Here is an 18,897-nt window from a genome sequence, read left to right as displayed (position 1 = left end):
AATGAGGCGACGCTGCACGAGTTACTGAGAAAGCGTCGCGAATTGGCGCGGGATATGCCGTACGGAGCACCTGAGCCTCAGGCGGCTGATTTCGGGGAAATGTTAGGGTCTAGGGATGAGATTGGATAATGACTGAAGACCAGTTGGAGCAGGAAACTCTTGGCTGGCTTGCTGAGCAGGGCTACCAGATACTTCATGGGCCGGATATTGCGCACGACGGAGAAACTCCAGAGCGTGAAAACTATCGCCAGGTAGTGCTGGTGGAGCGTTTGCGAGCTGCAATTGCCCGATTGAACCCACTGGTACCAGTGTCTGCACGTGAGGATGCCTTGCAGCACGTACTGGAGTTAGGGGTACCTGTTCAGCTTTCTGCCAACCGTATTTTCCATCGTCTGCTGGTCAGTGGCGTGCCCGTCCAATACCAAAGGGATGGCGAAACTCGCGGTGATTTTGTACGACTGATCGATTGGGCGAATGTGCCGAGTAATGAGTGGCTGGCGGTCAGCCAGTTCACTATTCAGGGGCCGAAGCATACTCGCCGCCCGGACATCATTCTGTTCCTCAATGGCCTGCCGTTGGTGCTGCTGGAGTTGAAGAACCCGGCAGATGTAAATGCAGATCTGGTAAAGGCGTTCGACCAAATCCAGACCTACAAGGAGCAGATCCCGGACATCTTCCAGTACAACGAAATCTTGATCATCGCCGATGGCAGTGAGGCCCGCATGGGTTCGTTGTCAGCCGATATCGAGCGATTCGCCCGCTGGCGCACCATCGATGGCGTGACCGTTGACCCATTGGGGCAATTCAACGAGCTAGAAACGTTGGTGCGCGGGGTGCTGCAGCCTGCCATGCTGCTCGATTACTTACGCTACTTCGTACTGTTTGAAGACGATGGTCGTTTGGTAAAAAAAATCGCCGGCTACCATCAATTTCATGCAGTGCGGGCAGCTATTCAGCAGGTGGTAACTGCCTCACGCCCTGGCGGTACTCACAAAGGAGGGGTGGTCTGGCACACCCAAGGCTCCGGTAAAAGCATCACCATGACCTGTTTCGCGGCACGGGTGATGCAGGAAGCAGCAATGGAGAACCCGACCATTGTGGTGATCACTGATCGCAACGATCTGGACGGGCAGCTCTTCGGGGTGTTCTCACTGTCGCAGGACCTGCTACGTGAGCAGCCGGCGCAGGTCGCAACTCGCGGTGATTTGCGCGAGAAACTCGCTAATCGCCCGAGCGGCGGTATTGTCTTCGCCACTATTCAGAAGTTCATGCCGGGCGAGGACGAGGACAGTTTCCCGGTGCTTTCCACCCGTTCCAATATCGTGGTGATCGCCGACGAGGCACACCGCACTCAATATGGCTTCAGTGCCTCGTTGAAAGCGCCTAGCTTGCAGGCGGCTGAGGCGCATGCTCGTTACCAGGTCGGTTACGCTCAGCACCTGCGCGATGCGTTACCCAATGCCACCTTCGTAGCGTTTACCGGCACCCCAGTCTCTAGCGAAGACCGTGATACCCGTGCGGTGTTTGGCGACTACATCCATGTTTATGACATGCAACAGGCCAAGGAAGATGGCGCCACTGTGGCTATCTACTACGAATCCCGACTGGCCAAGTTGTCGCTAAAGGAGAGTGAGCTGGCCCATATCGACGATGAAGTCGATGAGCTGGCGGAGGACGAGGAGGAGAATCAGCAGTCTCGCTTGAGGTCGCGTTGGGCTGCGTTAGAGCAGGTTGTAGGTGCCGAACCGCGTATCAGAAGCGTGGCGTCCGATCTGGTGGCGCACTTCGAAGAGCGCAACCAAGCGCAAAACGGCAAGGCTATGATTGTCGCCATGAGTCGCGAGATCTGTGTCCACCTGTATAACGAGATCATCGCTCTACGTCCTGACTGGCATGACGAAGATCCGGAAAAAGGCGCGGTGAAGATCGTCATGACTGGTAGTGCGTCGGACAAAGCGCTGTTGCGCCCACACATCTACCCCAATCAGGTGAAGAAACGGCTTGAAAAGCGCTTCAAGGACCCAAGTGATTCGCTCAAGCTGGTGATTGTCCGAGATATGTGGCTGACCGGCTTTGATGCACCCTGCGTGCATACGCTTTATGTCGACAAGCCAATGAAGGGCCACAATCTGATGCAGGCCATTGCGCGCGTGAATCGCGTGTTCAAGGACAAGCAGGGTGGATTGGTCGTGGACTACATCGGCATTGCCAACGAGCTTAAGGCCGCGCTCAAAGAGTACACGGCTAGCAAGGGCAGGGGGCGCCCTACGGTGGATGCTCACGAAGCCTATGCCGTACTGGAGGAAAAGCTAGATGTTCTCCGCAGCTTGCTGTTTGGCTTCGATTACAGCAATTACCTCACGGGGGGGCACAAACTGCTGGCGGGTGCTGCCAACCATGTGCTTGGACTCGAAGATGGCAAAAAGCGCTTTGCTGACAATGCGCTTGCAATGAGTAAGGCCTTCACGCTTTGTTGCACCTTGGATGAAGCCAAAGCGGTGCGCGAGGAAGTAGCGTTTTTCCAGGCGATAAAAGTGCTGTTGACCAAGCGCGAAATCAGTCAGAAGAAAAAGACGGACGAAGAGCGAGAGTTAGCCATCCGCCAGATCATCGGCAATGCCGTGGTGTCGGGTGAGGTGGTAGACGTGTTTGAAGCTGTAGGTTTGGATAAGCCCAACATTGGTCTTCTAGACGATGAGTTTCTTGCGGAGGTGCGGAATCTACCGGAAAAGAACCTCGCTGTAGAGCTCCTGGAACGCCTGCTTGAAGGCGAGATTAAGAGCAAATTTTCCAGCAACCTGGCACAGGAAAAAAAGTTCTCTGAACTGCTTGATAGCGTAATCAAACGCTATCAGAACCGCTCAATTGAGACGGCCCAGGTAATCGAAGAGCTGATCGAGATGGCTAAAAAGTTCGCCGCCGCTAGTAAGCGCGGTGATCAGCTGGGCCTCAATGAGGATGAGCTTGCCTTCTACGACGCTCTTGCTAACAACGAGTCCTCCGTACGAGATCTTGGAGATGAAACACTGGCCAAGATTGCTCATGAGTTGACTAGCAGCTTGCGGCAGAATGTGACAGTAGATTGGAGTAATCGCGACAGTGTCCGGGCGAAGTTGCGTTTGATGGTAAAGCGGATTTTGCGAAAGTACAAATACCCCCCAGATCAGCAAGAGGAAGCAACGCAAATGGTGCTAGCGCAGGCTGAAATGCTTTGTGAAACATGGGTGTGATAGTTAGCGGTGGAGTAATGCCGTAATTTTGAGGGCGGAAATGTATATTTTATAGAAGTAGAACTTGGGGCGTGGTGTCTGAGTTTTACTTGCGCCCAATGGCTCGCATTGCGAGCCATTGCACATTGGCAGAGCTTAAAAATATTGCTTTCGTTTTCTGTTAGCTCTTGTTAGGTTAGTAGTTCGCTAAATTCTTTTTGAAGTTCTGCTAGTTGCGTTTCAAGATCTTTCTGTTTTTCAGTAAGGATAGTTATCGAGTTTTTTTGTAGCTGCTTGTTTTCCATGTATCTTGACGGGCTTAAGCTGTAGCCGTTGTTCTCAAGTTGTTCGTTTGTTATGAGTTTTGATATTCCTTCAAGTTCACTTCGGGTTTTATATATTTCTAGGGTCGTGTAAAATGGAGCTCTTGACTCCATCGGGGAGTTGTCATTTGCATACTTTTCTGCTTCGGGAGAATCGATTAGTAGAACCGGTTTGTTGGTGGTTCCCGGTTTTTTGAGAACTAATACTGCAGTCGGTATTCCAGTGTTTTTGAGCATTCCTCCTGGCAGAGCAATCACTGCATCAACTAATCCATTTTGGATAATGCTTCTCCTGATGGCCCCCTCTAAACCACCTCGAAATAGAACTCCATTGGGAACGAGTACAGCCGCGCGCCCATCTGGTTTGAGTGATTTCAAAATCATCTGTAAAAAGGCGAAGTCAGCCTTGTTTGGAGGAGGAGCGCCGAAATCGAAATATGAGGTGGTGATGCCTGCCTGGTAGCTGCTCGTAGACAGTGAAAATGGAGGGTTTGCAAGTACTATATCGTAAGTTGAAGCCTCAACTTCTTGAAGTGAGTCTGACTTGCGAATCTCGAAGTCGGTAACTCCATGCACGATGCAGTTTATTTTCGCTATTCGTGCGGCTGACGAGTTTATCTCTCTTCCATAAATTTTGAGTGGTCCACTACGCTTGCATGTTAGGGCGTTTATGTTGGCGGATATTAGAAAGCCACCAGATCCGCAGGTGGGATCGTATAAACTTTCGCCGCCTACGGGCTCGACAATATCTACCATCATCTTCACTAGTTCGCGAGGGGTATAGGCTTCCCCAGCCCTTTTTCCTTGCGCCTCTGCAAAATGTTGGATGATTTTTTCAAAAAAGCTACCGGCGGCAGCAGGAAAACTATGACTTGATATTAGTTCATATAATTGAATGCATGTTTCCGTTACGGCGAACGGGTTCCTTACACGCTCTGTTAGGTGTTGTATGGCTATTCTGAGGTTCAACTCATTGCTGTAGGCACTGTCAACTTGGTCTGCAGCCTGCAGAAGGGTTGATATTACTATGTCATTTCGTGATGTTTTTATTGACTCTCGAAGGAGTGCTTGTAAGTGGTCATCAATTTTTCTATTGTGAATTGAAGAAAATATAACAAAGAATATGCCAACAAAAAAATCTGTGTAATCCTGGATGTCAAGGTTTGTCTTCGACCGAAGGTCATCGATGATATTGTCGATGATGGAGTATTTAAAATCGCTCAAGAGTCTTCTCTCAGTAGGTTAGTGCAAAAAACGTCAAGGATGTCCTCGCCGTTTCTAGCTAATGATTCGAGCACTTTTTTTTGAGTCATCCAGTTTTTGTAAATCTGAGTTATCTTTATCTGGTTGTGAATCTTAGGTATCGGGATTGTAATCTCTGATAGATCCTTCAGGCCTATGTTGGGTATGGCGCTGCCTGCTTTGATGCGCGATAATTTTGAGCGACCTTCGCCTGAATTTAGATACCAGCATAAGTAGGCTGGCTCTATTTCATTTTTTGGGGTGCTCAGGATAGCAACTTGATTTGTGGTGATTACGCTTAGATCTGTCGGCAATGTAATTAATACAGCCTCTATTCTGTTTCCGCGTAAGGGGATCAGTATATCGCCAGTGTATAATATACTTTTTGCTTTCCCTGGTTCGACTGCAGCAAAAGGCAGGTTAGAAAATTCAATGCCTTCCTCGTGGATATCCTTAATTTGAACTAATTTATACCCATCGCTGCGGCTTTCGTCCTCCGCTTTCCCCCTAAAGGTATGACCTGCGCGGACGTCTATGATTTCGGATAGTTTTCTTATGTTCAATGACGGTTACTCATTTTCATTGATTGCTCAAGGTGGGAGTTTATCCCAATGCTTGTCGTGTAGCCTGACCCGGTCTCCGGTACCGAGTGCTCGTAGTAAAAGCTGAAATTCTGCAGCAGCCACAACCAGGGCAAAATCACGCCATACAGCTTCGCATTCTTCATTGTGGCTCCTAAGAATCCATTACAGTACCGTTGGTACTACCTTGTCATGCAGGCAAATTTAGTCCTTCCTAGGGATTTCGTCAATAGTACTGACGATACTACTGAAAAAATCTCCTCCTGTGCCCGAAGACATCATGGATAAGCCAGGGTAGTTACGGCTTCGAGGGGGGACTGGCGTGAGCCTGGCTATACCTATCGCCGCGACCGGGTATGGCGGAGGCGCTATCTGCTGTTCCAGCAAGGGGGAGCGTGGTGGCCCTTGGGCTTCGCACAGTTGCATAGCTATTCTCCAGAAGTTACCGATCTCTCCCTCACGTCATCCCGCCAAGAATGCTGAGTGTTATCAGGGATCAAGGCCCCTGCGACCTGTGAGGGTGTCCACTGACGCAGGACTGGCGGCTCCTTACGACCCAGGCTGTGTGAAAACTCGCGGAATGCGTTGAAGGTCGTGGCTATCTAGGGGCGCTTGCAAAACTGGCAGGAAATTGCCTGGATTAGCTCAGTTGGCCTCGCAAGGGTGCATCTGGCCGGTATGAGTCCTTCGTGGAGACTTTGGGGCCCCTAACTGGCGGCTCAGTAGGCTATTTCACCTTTTGAGCGCTTCGAGCAGCCCCCTGATGCCCAAGATGCTCATCATTCGCTTGAGGTTGTAAGCGAGCACATGGAGGCTCATTTCAGTACTGACCCTTGGCAGGGTCTTGGTCAGGAAGTGGGTCGCCCCCATCCAGTACTTGAGCGTTCCAAATGGATGCTCAACGGTTTGACGGCGCACCTTCATTTTCCCAGGATCGTGCTCCAGTTGAACCTGCATCGAGTCGAGGGTCGCTTCATGTTCCCAGCGTTTCAACCGCCGCTCCTTGCCCGTCGTACATTGCTTGTGCATCGCGCAGGACTGGCAGCCCGAGAACCAATAAACATGCATCAGCATCCCGTCTTCCCAAGTTGAGTAACGCTTGGTCAGTAATTGCTCCGCAGGGCATCGATACTCATCCGATGCCGAGACGTACAGGAAATCCTGCTTGCCAAATCGACCTTCGGCTTTGCTGCTAGAGGTCAGTGGTTTCGGTACGAAGGGCGAGATTCCAGCTTGCTCACATGCAACGATTTCCGTGCCTGTGTAGTAGCCCCGGTCGGCAACGACATTCAGCGATTCAGTACCGATTTGGTCACGCGCTTGCTTCGCCATGTTGCTCAACTGGCCGCGATCATGACCGACATTCGTCACCTCATGTGCAACGATCAGATGGTGCTGATCGTCAACGGCCGTCTGCACGTTATAGCCAACGGTGCCACTGCCCCGACCACCAACTGACATGGAGCGAGCATCGGGATCTGTGAGAGAAATTTGTTTGTCTGGGGTTTGAAGTAGCTGCGTTTCAATGTCTTTGAGCTTCTGCATCTGCTGTTTCAGCGTTTCGATCTTCTCTTTCAGTCGCTCGGCCTTGGCCACAGCTACCTCCGGCGTTGCCCGGTCCGCCGAATCCATCGCTGTCAGATAGCGCTCAATGCTCTGCTCGACTTGCTGCATACGGGCCTTCACCTTGGCCTGGGTGAAGTTACGGTCGCGATTGTTCACGGCTTTGAACTTGCTGCCGTCGATGGCAATGATTGAGTCAGAGAACAGGTTGAGGTTGCGACAGAGGATCACGAACTGACGGCAGACACTGCGAATGGCTTTACCGTTGTCCTTGCGAAAGTCGGCGATGGTTTTGAAATCTGGAGCCAGACGCCCCGTAAGCCACATCAACTCGACATTGCGTTCAGCTTCACGCTCGAGCCGGCGGCTGGACTGAATGCGGTTTAGGTAGCCGTAGATGTAGATCTTCAGCAGGACCGCTGGATGGTAGGCCGGGCGACCTGTTGCTGCCGGATCGACGCCTGCGAAACCGAGCGCGCTCAGGTCGAGTTCATCAACAAAGACATCGACCACTCGCACTGGGTTTTCATCGGTGATGTAGTCATCCAGGCACTCTGGCAGCAATGTGACCTGCGTCCGAGCTTCACCTTCGATGAACCGCTTCATGATTGTCCCCGCCACGATCACGACGGTCAGAAGGTTAGACAACTGCGGGCGTTTTCACACAGCCTGGACCGGGAGCAAGGGCATCTCATGATCTGGCCTCCTGAGCACCGTTACCGGTGGGCGGGTGGAGGCTGCATTGGCTGACGAGACCAGCGCCGCGAGATCCTGAGCCAGGTGCAAGCAGCAATGCGATGACCGGGGCATGCCTGACTGTCAGTCAGGTGCAGTCCATTCCTTGGTCTGCTGCACCATCATCTACAGCGCTGTTGCTGGTGAGATCGGTGTTTGTCACGCCGATTGTCACGAGTGGAGTAGCCGCAAAGCCAAAAGCTATGAGGGCTGCAGCAGTGTCAGGAGCGCCCGTCTCTTTCCATGAGAAAGAGACGGGCGCCGGTTGGCGCAGGTTTCGGCCAAGCGGATAGGTTGCTGCAGGGCAGCGAAGTAGGAGGTGTTATCTGGCGCACGAGGGCCATGATCTGAAGTAGGCATCCATCACCGGGGAGGTGACCGGGCGAGCTGCCGGACGCGAATCGCCATTTGGGGGGGAGAACCACCGCGAGAGCGGCGTGACCTTCAAGGTTCGGGTCACCTGGGTTGCTGTCATCGACAGCGCTTGCACGGCCAGTTCTACGCCTGAGGATAAACGCGGTCAAGGTTCGAAATTCAGCGCCACTTTGGACTTTAAGAGCGGTTATCCACCGCTGGAATTCCGTGGTAAATCCTGGACAACGTAGTCGCTTTTAGCTCTTCAAAGTGAGGTCCTTCCAAACAGGGCGGCTTTGCAGCCCTGTTTGGAAGGACCCGTGCTGAGAAGCGGATGAGCGAGGCTGATTGCCCCGAATCTTGAACGTTCAGTTGCTGCTGCTGCCGTTCTTGCGCCGTACAGAGCTAGCGAATCGGTACCACGTTCTTGTCTCTCACTTGGCCGTACGCTGAGGCAAGCAGGCTGCCGGTGGCGGCCTTCTGGATGTACTCACTCCACCAAGCCATCATCGGGCGCCGGCGCTCAATGTAGTCGGCTCGGTTGTAGGCGCTGCGTACCTCATCTTTGTCGACATGCGCCAGTGCCACTTCGATGAGCTCCGGATCCCACCCATGTTCATTCAAGATGGTGCTGGCCATCGAGCGCATGCCGTGGCTGACCAAGCGGTCCTGGAAGCCCATGCGTTTCAACGCCATGTTGGCGGTCTGGCTATTGGCGTGGGTGCGCGGATTTCTGTCTGCCGGGAAGACGTATTCTCGATGGCCGCTGTGAGTTTTCAGTGATTCCAACAGAGCGACAGCGTGATCACTCAACGGAATGCTGTGAGGGCGGCGCTTTTTCATCCGCTCCGGTGGGATAGTCCAAACACGCCTTTCAAAGTCGATGTCTGCCCAGCGAGTAGTCGCTGCCTCGGCAGGGCGAGTCATGGTGTGCAACTGCCATTCGATCAGGCAGCGGGTGGTCCGTTTGATGCTGGCGTTCGCGATCTCCAGCATGAGCTCGGGGAGTTCTTCGGGCGGAAGCGCAGCCATGTTCTCTTTCTTGGGCTTCTTGAATACTGCCCGAATGCCGGTGAGCGGGTTGGCGAAGATCAGGCCGGAATTTACGCCGTAGGTCATGATCTCGTTTAGCCGCTGACTGAGACGCTTGACCGTTTCCAGGCTGCCTTTCGCTTCGATGGGGCGAAGCAATGCGATCACCATCGGCGCGGTGATTTTCGTCAGTGGTGTTGTCCTCAAGTCGGGGAATACATGCAGTGTGAGCGACCGCCAAATGTCCTCGGCGTAGGCCGGGGTGACCGAGTCTTTCTTGAGCTCGAACCAGGCGGTGGCCACGTTCTCGAAGGTGTGTTCGGTTTCTGCGCGCTTGGCTTCATTCAGCGTATTGCGCTGCACCTTCGGATCGATGCCTTGGGCGAGCAGCTCGCGGGCATCGACTGCCATCTTTCGTGCGTTCGCCAGTGACAGTTCGGGGTAGGTCCCGAAGCCGATGTTGATGCGCTTCTTGGTCACTGGTTCGCGGTAGTTGAAATTCCACAGCAACGAGCCGTTGCTGCGTACCCGGAGCTGCAAACCGTCACCATCCGTGAGGACGTAATCCTTGGACGCGGGTTTGACTCCCTTGAGTTGTCGATCGGAGAGGCGGAGGTTTTGAGCAGGCATGAGATTCTCCTCAGGCACTGATTCGGTATTCCAAAGATTAGCACCCGGTGAGGTGGAATACCGCCTGGAATACCCGAATGGCTGGAACTCAAAAACTCTCAAAAGACCGCAAAAGCGCTGGAAGCCGTGTATTTACTAGGGCTCAGGCACAAAAAAAGACGTCCGTGGACGTCTTTGATTGATCATTTGGTGGAGCCGGGGGGATTTAAAATATATACATAAGATATTGTTTTAAATGGATTTATTTATAGATTTATTATTATGTGCCCCCATAGGTGCCCCCGTGCACGTATTTCCGATGAGCGGCTATTTGAGGAGTTGAACTGGCGTCCTGAATTATCATTTTGCGACCGGGCGAGGCCAGTCAACCACCAGGGAGCATTCAATAGAGTCGGTCGTGTACGGCATAACCTCGGTTATCAGGCCAGGAGGGTTTGATGGCCAGCTCAGACCGGGTGCTGGGTAGATGTCAGGTCACGCGGTTGGGTTTTTTCCGCGGTAGCGCACCATGGGCTCATCTAGGACGATTTGAGCTGAGGTGCGGTATGAGACACTCGATGGTTACCTGCCACAACTGTGGCAAAGCGATGGTTCCGAGAGCGTCATATAGCCGTGGTTTCAGGGGGTATTCGCCTTCGTCCAATCATTGCCCCTTTTGCCTGAGTGAGAACTGGCACGGCGGAAATCCAGGGTTAGGGGCTCGGCTGTTCGCTTTGGTTGGCCTGGCTCTTGGTGTTCTGGCCTGCGTGTTGGTAGGAGCTTTTCTGTTCAAGGTGCAGTGGTGGCTTGGTGTCGAAGGACAGTGGCCTCTATTGACGCTGGGTACATGTGCTGTGTCTGTTAGCGCGGGATACCATTTCTACAACTGGTTTGTTGATTGCTGACCGGTGATCATGCTGTGGAAGGCAGCAATCGGCCAGAAGCGGCCTCTACAGTTCGACAACTCTGCGCCGGAGCTCGACCGGTCTGGTCCTTATGTCTAAGGCGGTCAGGTCATGCAGGTGGTAGAGGCGTGCTACCATTTCGCCACCCTAGCCAGAAGCCCTTTCTACTCTCAGGTAATCGCCATGGACGACGTAGTGATAACGCATTCGGATGTGTACCAGAGCTGGCAAAACCATCTCTTCAATTTCAGTCTCGACGATCCCAGGACGAACGCACCCGGGCTGCGAAAGCCGCAACTGGCTGCGCTTTATGCCACCCTGGGGCACCTGGTGGTCGACCCCTCCTCGACCGCTACAGTGGTCATGCCCACCGGCACAGGGAAGACCGACACCATGCTCGCGCTGATCATCGCTGCGAGGATGGCTAGAACATTGATCCTGGTTCCCTCGGACGCCCTCAGGACGCAGTTAGTGGGCAAGTGCACGGAGATGAAGACGCTTCGTACCGTGGGGGCAGTATCGGACACGGCGCGCAATCCCATTGTTGCAGCCATCGATTCGAAGCTGTCTGAGGAGCAGGTTGCTGAATTGGCTACTGCCAACATCATTGTGGCCACTCCCCAGGCTTTGCTGTTATTTGAGGACGCCGCCTTGGGGGCACTGGTGAACATGTGCAGTCACTTGATGATCGATGAGGCTCACCATGTCGCGGCAGCCAGTTGGAACCGAATCAAAACAGCCTTCAGGGGCAAACCTTGTATTCAGTTCACAGCGACGCCATTCCGGGAGGATGGTCTGGCTCTGGCTGGCAAGATCATCTTCAACTACCCGCTTCGGGATGCGCAGCTTGACGGCTATTTCAAAGGTATCGAGTTCCATCCGGTACGAGAGTACAACCTCAAACTGTCCGATCAGGCCATCGCAGACAAGGCCGTTGAGCTGCTCAGGACTGACCTCAAGGCCGGCTTCAACCATTTAATGATGGTGCGGGCCAAGTCGCACAAGCGGGCGACAGACCTGTTTGAAATTTATAAGCAGCACGCCGACCTCACGCCAGTGTTGATCCACAGCAAGGTGCCGAACCAAGCCAGGGTAATGGCGGAGATCGTCAAGAAAAAGCACCGGATCATCGTCTGCGTGGACATGCTTGGCGAAGGTTTCGATCTGCCCGAGCTCAAAATCGCCGCCATTCATGATCAACACCAAAGCCCTGCGGTGACGCTTCAGTTCATTGGCCGGCTGACGAGGGTAGATGCGGCCCTTGGTGATGCCAAGTTCGTGGCAAACATCGCTAACCAGAAGACCGACCACCAAATGGCAGCCCTTTATAAGGAGAGTGCTGACTGGGGTGCAGTCATTCGCGACGTGAGCGAGCAAAAGGTCAGCCGGGAAATTGAGAAGGCGGACTTCAACGAGCAGTTTGCCGATGGGGACGATGCCCAAGTGATTTTTGGGCTGAACCCGAACCCCAAAATCAGCGCCGTGGCGTATCACGTCTCCCCCAACGACTGGACACCACAGCGTGCGCAGGGTCTGGATGGGCGTAGAGAGACACTGCAGTACATCTCGATCAACGACCAGGCCGATACAGTCATTGTAGTGACTCGGCGAGAGACGCTGGTTGGGTGGGCTCAGACCGAAGAAATCGTCGACACCAACTGGAATCTGTACATCGCTTTCTATAACAAGGCGCAGAAAACCCTCTTCCTTCACGCCTCAGGTGACGACACCCAGGCAACTCGCTTTCTCAACCTGGTGGCCAAAGACCCTCGTCGCATCAATGGTGAGCCGACCTTCCGTACGCTTCACGATATCAAGCTTATGAAGCTGCAGAACGTTGGCCTATCCCGCGCGCGGAAAGACCTGCGGTTCACGATGCACGTGGGGCGCGATATCAATCAAGTGATCAACGACATCGAGACGGGCAACGCGACAAAATCCAACATCTTCGCCACCGGTTTTGAGGATGGAGAACGAACCACCGTGGGCTGCTCGCACAAAGGCAAGATCTGGGAGATGAACTCCTCTCCGATCAACTATTGGGTCGAGTGGTGCAAGCGCATGTCGGTCAAGCTCAACGACGACACCATCGATCCTGCCGACGTACTCAAAAATGTCATGCGTGTTGAGCAAATCAGGGGCAGATGGCCAGAAGGCCTGTTTTACGCCGACTGGCCTGTGTCGATTGCGATCGAAAACGAGCAAAGGATCTCGCTTTATTTTCAGGGAGAGACCTTCAACCTTCTCGATGTCGAGCTTGGTAAGCCTGAATACAACGGCGCGCGGACGCTGGATATTCCCGTCTTGGTTGCGGGTAACGACGGTGGGGAACGTCGCCTCACTACCATCGCAGTCAAGTTGTTGGAGGACGGATACAAGACCTCTTGCCCTGGTGTGAAGATCCTTTACCCACACGAAATGCCATTGGACTCATACTTGGATGGAGAGCCGCTTGTATTGCTCAAGGTTGACGGTTCCATGGTGCAGGGCAACTACCGTCAGTACTCGCTCAACAGCGTGGATGTAAAACTGCCTGCCGGCTTGCTCGAACCCTGGAATTGGGGAACGACGAAAATCCATCAAGAGTCCATGCGTGCGGAGCGACGTACGGACTCCGTACAAGGCTTCACCTTCGCCAAGATCGCTGACGACTACTCGATCGTCTTCAACGATGATGGCAAAGGCGAAATCGCTGACCTGGTGGCAATCCGGGAAAGCAAGGACGCCATCTACGTAGACCTCTACCATTGCAAATTCTGCCCAATGACGGATGGCGTGGCCGCGCCCGGCGCGCGCGTGGCCGACGTCTATGAGGTATGCGGTCAGGCGTCCAGATCGGTGAAATGGCTGTACACCGGCGATAAGTTCTTCAATCGATTGATGGATCGCTACCAGCAATCGCTGCTCAAGGACTTCGACAGAATACTGAAAGGCACGCCTCAGCAGCTGGAGATACTGCGCAACAAATGCCACGACCACGAGCTGATCTTTAAATTTGTGATCGTGCAACCCGCGATATCAGCGCAAAAGGTGTCGAAGGAGCAGCTCGCCGTCCTGGGAACGAGCTACTCATACATCAAGAGCATCTCGGGATCGGATATCAAGGTCATCGTTAGCCCGTAATCTACTTGCGTCAGCGGAGTTGCGACTAATTCCGCTGACGTCCTGCTGCGATCCGCACCTCCTATACCTACTTCGCTTTTGCCTCCACAGGTTTTTGGCGGTCTGAATCGCCCCAACTTCCTAGGAGCTCGATGTCCGCTATTGGCCGATTCTGTTGAAAAAGTCGGTTTCTGAGAGAGCTGCTTATCGGCAGCTCAAAACACGCTCGATTTTGGCGGTGCTACGTGAAAACCAAGGCAGCTCCGTCTTCTGACTCACCAGATTTCAACGTCGCTCACTCTCTTTACATGGGCAAAATCGCGGCGGGACTTTATCAACAGAATCGACTGGTAGCAGCCTTTAATGGATGTCCGCTACTGGAACTGGCACAGCAGTGATTCTGATAAGCTCTATTGAGGATGGTGGCTGATTCAGCCAGATTTATGCTAGCCTGCGTACGCTTTGGGTATAGACCTGAAGGTGCATCACAAGCTGTCAAGCCCCAAGGCGGCATCCCAGGTGTAACAACCCAGGGTGACCAGCAATGCGGCTAGCAGCCCTCGGATACTTATCTTCATAGGTACTCCAAATGTGACGCTGACACTATACGTCGATCCTAGCAATCGCGGCGAAATCGGGACTGGGTGACTGAGACCGATTGGATAATGTGAGGAACATTTGGGTTTATCCGGCCAGGCGGCTTGAGGATTGCCGCCATCCTAAGTCTGGCCGGTTGGCTCGAAACAAGGATGTATTCTGATGCCAGAAAATTGGTACAAGTCTCGGGGCTATCTGCACTTTGACCGTCCGATCAACCAGGCAGCGGCAGATCGTGTCCCGGGAAGTGGTGTAACTCATCATGGTTCTGGCCGCTGAGTTCGCCGTTTAGTTGATCACGGCCGACAGCTTGGCCTGTGGATTATCGCTGACTGCCTCAAAGGCCTCCAACTGCATGTAACGCCGTTGCAGGCACCACTCGTCGTTCTGCTCCAGCAGCATCGCGCCTACCAGCCGTGTGATTGCAGGATCGTTGGGAAAGATGCCTACGACGTCGGTGCGGCGTTTGATCTCCGCGTTAAGCCGCTCCAGTGGATTGGTGCTGTGTAATTGCTGTCGGTGCGCTTTTGGAAACGCCATGTGAGCCAGCACTTCATCCTCGCAGCCGTCCATGAGTGTCGCGATCTTGGGGTATTTTTCGCGTAGCTGATCAGCGACCAAACGCCATTGCTGATGGCATTCGGCACGGCTGTCCTGGGCGAAGACTGTGCGCAGTAGGGCCGCCACCATGGTGCGCTGACCTTTGCCGACGTGGGCCATGGCATTACGCATGAAATGCACACGGCAGCGCTGCCAGGTCGCGTTGAAGACCTTGGAAACAGCCGCCTTGAGCCCTTCGTGGGCGTCGGAGATGACCAGTTTCACGCCCCGCAAGCCACGTCGCGTGAGGCTGCGCAGGAAGTCTGTCCAGAACGGCTCAGCCTCTGACGGCCCAACCCGCATGCCCAGGACTTCGCGGCCACCGTCGGTGTTCACGGCCACGGCGATTATTACGGCGACCGAGACGATGCGTCCGGCCTCCCGCACTTTGACGTAGGTGGCATCGATCCAGAGATAGGGCCAGTCGCCCTCAAGCGGGCGGTCAAGGAAGGCGTGAACGCGCTCATCGATCTCACCAGCTAGCCGTGAGACCTGGCTTTTGGAGATGCCGGTCATGCCCATGGCTTTGACCAGCTCGTCCACTGAGCGTGTTGAAACGCCTTGGATGTAGGCCTCCTGGATGACTGCCGCCATGGCTTTCTCAGCGGTGCGTCGAGGTTCAAGGAAACCAGGGAAATAGCTGCCTTGGCGCAGCTTGGGAATCTTAAGGTCGACGTCGCCTGCGCGGGTTTGCCAAAGACGATCGCGGTAGCCATTACGGCTATTTGTCCGGTCTGGGCTTTTGACATCGAAGCCCGCGCCGCACAGGCCTTCGACGTCGAACTCCATCATGCGCTGGGCAACGAACTGGATCATTTGCTTGAGCAGATCAGCGTCTGCCCCTTTCTCAACCAACTCGGTCAATGCGATAGTGGGCTTGGTCATCGTGGTTTCTCTGGTGAGTGTTTGGTCTTCGCAAACTCAACGTTAGCCAAGAACCACGATGACCATCCTCTTTCGCCCGCAGGGCGCCTTCGGCTGGTTCAGTTACACCACTTCCCGGGACACGATCCAGCGGCACTAGCGATAGTCTCAAGTCCTAAGACTGTTGCTATGCATGCCTTTTACCCGTTCATTCGCTATGTCGCGCAAACACAGAAAGTGTTTTTCGACAAAAGCATTGGGAAGGTTGTCAAAAAAGACCCTAAGCAAAGGCCCATTTCCTATGCCGCGCACGTCGACAGCCATATTTATTCGTACTACTGCGATCTGCTGAACCAGGCCTACGAGGACCATCTGGCGAAGGTACCGTGGTCGTCTGCAGTTCTGGCGTTCAGAGCGCTTAAGAAAAGCAATATCGATTTTGCTCTCGACGCTTTCCTGGATATTGCGGTGCGGGAGTCCTGCTGCGTCATCGCCATCGACATCAAGGGCTTCTTTGACAACCTAGACCATGCGCACCTGAAAAGTGCCTGGCAGGCGCTGCTAGGCACCAGCCATTTGCCCAACGATCACTACGCGGTGTATCGATCCCTGACCAAGTATTCGTTCGTCTATAGGGATCAAGTCTACGAAGCGCTGGGGCTCTCCAAGAACAATCCCAAGCATGGCCGCAAGCGAATTTGTGAGCCCCATGAGTTCCGGGCCCAGGTTCGAGATGGTGGTCTGGTCGAAACCAACAAGGGCAAAAAGGGTATCCCTCAAGGCTCCCCCATCAGCGCCATGCTGTCCAATGTCTACATGATGGGGTTCGATGAGCAGATTCACACTTATGTCGAATCCTGCGGCGGTGCCTACTACCGCTACTGCGATGATGTGCTGCTGATTGTGCCGCTGGAGAAGGAGGCAGAGGCCAAGGCCCTAGTCGACCTACGCGTCAATGAGATTGGCCTGGAGATCCAGACTGCCAAGACGGAGACCTGCAAATTCACACGATCAGCCAAGGGATTGAGAACCGACCGACCGCTGCAATATCTGGGCTTCATCTTTGATGGGGCCAACATTTACCTGCGCTCATCGTCACTAGCTCGCTATCAGGACCGTGTAAACAGAGGCATCTGGCTGGCAGGAAAATGCATGGACAAGGTCAACGCTAAGCGAATTGCCAGAGGGCAGTTGCCTCGCTCGATGTTCCTGAAGAAGCTGTATAAGCGGTACTCCTATCTGGGCCGGAGAAACTTCATCTCATATGGCTATCGGGCCGCCAGGATCATGGGCTCTCCCTCGATCAAGAAACAGCTCAAGCCACATTGGAACAGGCTCCGCGAGCGCATTTCTGATGCCCAAGGCGAATGACAGCCCACTAGAAGAATTGAAAGAGCGAACCATGGTGAATAGGCCCCGCTTCTCTAGCGGCCGACCCCACATACTGACCGCTGAAAATGGGTTTTTTGCGCGCCGCTACGCGAAATCTGAGCCGGGAATCCTCTGCTCAATGTAAAGATTTCAATCTCAAGCGCGTACTTTTCTACCGTGGAAATCAGGGCCGACTTTTCAACAGAATCGGCCGATTTCTGCCTGTCGTAACTTGTATAAATCGGCCAGTTGCAGCTCGGCAGGGATACAGCCCGCACACTATCATCTGCTTCTAACATGTTGATCTTGTCCCGCTCAGGGTCAAAGCTGCCGTCGTCATCAATTGTGCATCCTTTTTAAGTTATGTTTTTCTGCGACTGACATGTCGTCGTCCGTCGATCATCTGACGCGAGGTAGAATGACAGCGTGAGCCAGTCCACCCACTTTCGGTAGATTTCCGACGGTAGAACGGTCTGAAATCGAATTCCGGGGGCTCAGCGATCGGTCACCATTTTGGCTCTTACAGCGAAGAGAGCCTTGGCCATGAGTAAAGAAGCACAGACAATAGTTACCCTGCTGGATCAGCAGTACGAGCAGTTGCTTGCGGACGCGAGATGCCTGGCCGCAAGCTATATGGATGCGTCCATGAAGATATACAAAAAGACTGGGGTTAAATCTGTCGTGGCTGCCGTTTCAATCAAGCAAACGAGCCCGAATGCGTACTCTATCTACTGGTGCAAACTGGTGCCACTGCAAGGGCAAAAAAACAAGTTCGCGCCCCTGACTATTCCCAAAGGCAACGGTAAACACAAATACCCGGCTTCCTCATTTGAGTTTGTTAAATCCCCTTACCGTGGCCTCGTTTTACAGGTTGAGGAGCGTCTGGCTGAGATTCGCAGCATCGCCAGTGAGAATCGTCAGCTGCGTCGGACGTTGGTCGCCTATGAGAAAAAGCTGTGTAGATATCAAGCGCTTGATCATGGTGACCTCTGCTCGGAGGAGTAGAGGCTGAGCACACTATAAGCAGTGCCAAACGGATCTGAACCGACTTAAATACCCGAAAGCCCCGTGCAGCTTGGTCTGACGGGGCTTTCTCGTATCAGCAGTGAACTCCGGCGAGACATACTGCTGCGCTTGGTCAGGGACGGCGACGGGTACGGGCTATAAGCAGTGTAGGGCGCTAAATCTACTCGCTGTCAGCCAGCAGGCCCGTACAGGCGGGGCGGAGGCCGTATTTGCTATTAGCAGTGACGCTTACGACAAGTCAGCCGGCCAGCTGCGATCTGTATTAGTAGTGAAAGGCTTCACTTTCATAAAATAATCTTTGGTAGGTGCCGGCCTAGCTGGTACCCGTGTCGCGTAGCGGGTGGCGACGGTGACGCGCTACTCCTCAGTGCCTCGCTGCTTTTCGAACGCAATACGGTTCATTACGCACATGGGGATGGGGTAGCCCTGGATGTGGGTCGTGAGGGCCTCGTTGCCTGCTATCACCATGATGCAGGATAGGCCTCTGCGGAAGCGCATTCCTCGTCCCGAGTAATTGCGCGGGATGATCTCCCAGGATTCGTCGTCGTAGTAACAACCAACGATTTCTGACCAGCGTAATTGGATGCCCGCGCCCATGATGCCTACTGGGGCCAGGCAGAAAATTTCTACCTGGGTTTCCTGCCCAAAAGGTACAGCGTAAATCCGACCGTTTGGTGCAATAGGTGGGAAGTACTGCCCGTTACCAAGGTGACGAAATTCCATGGTGCTGCTCCGGTTAGATGAGGTCGCTAGACACTCTCTGGTAGCTTTCGGAAAACCCAAG

10 protein-coding genes are annotated in these 18,897 nt (G+C 53.7%); 4 read left to right on the top strand and 6 right to left on the bottom strand.

The window, feature by feature from the left end:
* The first annotated feature begins 128 nt into the window (after positions 1–128).
* A complete protein-coding gene (locus ACE4QZ_RS24055; RefSeq protein WP_084851555.1) occupies positions 129–3,230 on the top strand; it encodes a type I restriction endonuclease subunit R in 3,102 nt (1,033 codons plus the stop codon).
* A gap of 170 nt (positions 3,231–3,400) precedes the next feature.
* On the opposite strand, the gene ACE4QZ_RS24050 is transcribed toward ACE4QZ_RS24055, so the two are convergent.
* The 4 genes from ACE4QZ_RS24050 to ACE4QZ_RS24035 form a co-directional block, all read right to left on the bottom strand.
* Positions 3,401–4,756, bottom strand: coding sequence for a class I SAM-dependent DNA methyltransferase (locus tag ACE4QZ_RS24050; protein WP_084851556.1), 1,356 nt, complete (start codon positions 4,754–4,756; stop codon positions 3,401–3,403).
* Complete coding sequence (locus ACE4QZ_RS24045; protein WP_084851558.1) at positions 4,753–5,337, bottom strand: restriction endonuclease subunit S; 585 nt, start codon at positions 5,335–5,337, stop codon at positions 4,753–4,755. The genes ACE4QZ_RS24050 and ACE4QZ_RS24045 overlap by 4 nt, the downstream gene beginning before the upstream one ends.
* Before the next feature lie 750 nt (positions 5,338–6,087).
* Positions 6,088–7,524, bottom strand: coding sequence for an IS1182 family transposase (locus tag ACE4QZ_RS24040; protein WP_028697707.1), 1,437 nt, complete (start codon positions 7,522–7,524; stop codon positions 6,088–6,090).
* A gap of 888 nt (positions 7,525–8,412) precedes the next feature.
* Positions 8,413–9,669: an integrase domain-containing protein gene (locus tag ACE4QZ_RS24035; RefSeq protein ID WP_084850287.1), complete on the bottom strand. Its 1,257-nt coding sequence runs from the start codon at positions 9,667–9,669 to the stop codon at positions 8,413–8,415.
* Positions 9,670–10,736: 1,067 nt separating this feature from the next.
* Between ACE4QZ_RS24035 and ACE4QZ_RS24030 the strand changes: the two genes are divergently transcribed.
* Positions 10,737–13,676, top strand: a complete 2,940-nt coding sequence (locus tag ACE4QZ_RS24030) for a DEAD/DEAH box helicase (RefSeq protein ID WP_182816480.1) — start codon at positions 10,737–10,739, stop codon at positions 13,674–13,676.
* An 864-nt stretch (positions 13,677–14,540) separates the two neighbouring features.
* On the opposite strand, the gene ACE4QZ_RS24025 is transcribed toward ACE4QZ_RS24030, so the two are convergent.
* On the bottom strand, positions 14,541–15,737 hold the full coding sequence (locus tag ACE4QZ_RS24025; protein WP_004575957.1) for an IS256 family transposase: 1,197 nt from the start codon (positions 15,735–15,737) through the stop codon (positions 14,541–14,543).
* Positions 15,738–15,905: 168 nt separating this feature from the next.
* Between ACE4QZ_RS24025 and drt2 the strand changes: the two genes are divergently transcribed.
* A complete protein-coding gene (drt2, locus tag ACE4QZ_RS24020) occupies positions 15,906–17,087 on the top strand; it encodes an antiviral reverse transcriptase Drt2 (RefSeq protein ID WP_410480229.1) in 1,182 nt (393 codons plus the stop codon).
* Positions 17,088–17,630: 543 nt separating this feature from the next.
* Positions 17,631–18,092, top strand: coding sequence for a conjugative transfer protein MobI(A/C) (mobI, locus tag ACE4QZ_RS24015; RefSeq protein ID WP_182816473.1), 462 nt, complete (start codon positions 17,631–17,633; stop codon positions 18,090–18,092).
* A 378-nt stretch (positions 18,093–18,470) separates the two neighbouring features.
* Here the strand turns inward: mobI and ACE4QZ_RS24010 are convergent, their stop codons facing one another.
* Positions 18,471–18,836 (bottom strand): hypothetical protein, encoded by a 366-nt coding sequence (locus ACE4QZ_RS24010; RefSeq protein WP_410480228.1) that lies wholly within the window; start codon positions 18,834–18,836, stop codon positions 18,471–18,473.
* Between the last annotated feature and the right edge of the window lie 61 nt (positions 18,837–18,897).

The organism is Pseudomonas sp. DCA-1 (genome assembly GCF_046523955.1).
GTDB lineage: Bacteria > Pseudomonadota > Gammaproteobacteria > Pseudomonadales > Pseudomonadaceae > Aquipseudomonas > Aquipseudomonas putida_Y.
The sequence above is the reverse complement of the archived record's forward strand: the minus strand, read 5'-3'. Positions and strand labels throughout refer to the sequence as shown.

What these genes read in the sequence shown, in the direction of transcription:
- ACE4QZ_RS24010 (WP_410480228.1), bottom strand. Translation starts at nt 18,836, where the DNA reads ATGGAATTTCGTCACCTTGGTAACGGGCAGTACTTCCCACCTATTGCA.
- ACE4QZ_RS24030 (WP_182816480.1), top strand. Translation starts at nt 10,737, where the DNA reads ATGGACGACGTAGTGATAACGCATTCGGATGTGTACCAGAGCTGGCAA.
- ACE4QZ_RS24025 (WP_004575957.1), bottom strand. Translation starts at nt 15,737, where the DNA reads ATGACCAAGCCCACTATCGCATTGACCGAGTTGGTTGAGAAAGGGGCA.
- ACE4QZ_RS24055 (WP_084851555.1), top strand. Translation starts at nt 129, where the DNA reads ATGACTGAAGACCAGTTGGAGCAGGAAACTCTTGGCTGGCTTGCTGAG.
- mobI (WP_182816473.1), top strand. Translation starts at nt 17,631, where the DNA reads ATGAGTAAAGAAGCACAGACAATAGTTACCCTGCTGGATCAGCAGTAC.
- drt2 (WP_410480229.1), top strand. Translation starts at nt 15,906, where the DNA reads ATGCATGCCTTTTACCCGTTCATTCGCTATGTCGCGCAAACACAGAAA.
- ACE4QZ_RS24035 (WP_084850287.1), bottom strand. Translation starts at nt 9,669, where the DNA reads ATGCCTGCTCAAAACCTCCGCCTCTCCGATCGACAACTCAAGGGAGTC.
- ACE4QZ_RS24040 (WP_028697707.1), bottom strand. Translation starts at nt 7,524, where the DNA reads ATGAAGCGGTTCATCGAAGGTGAAGCTCGGACGCAGGTCACATTGCTG.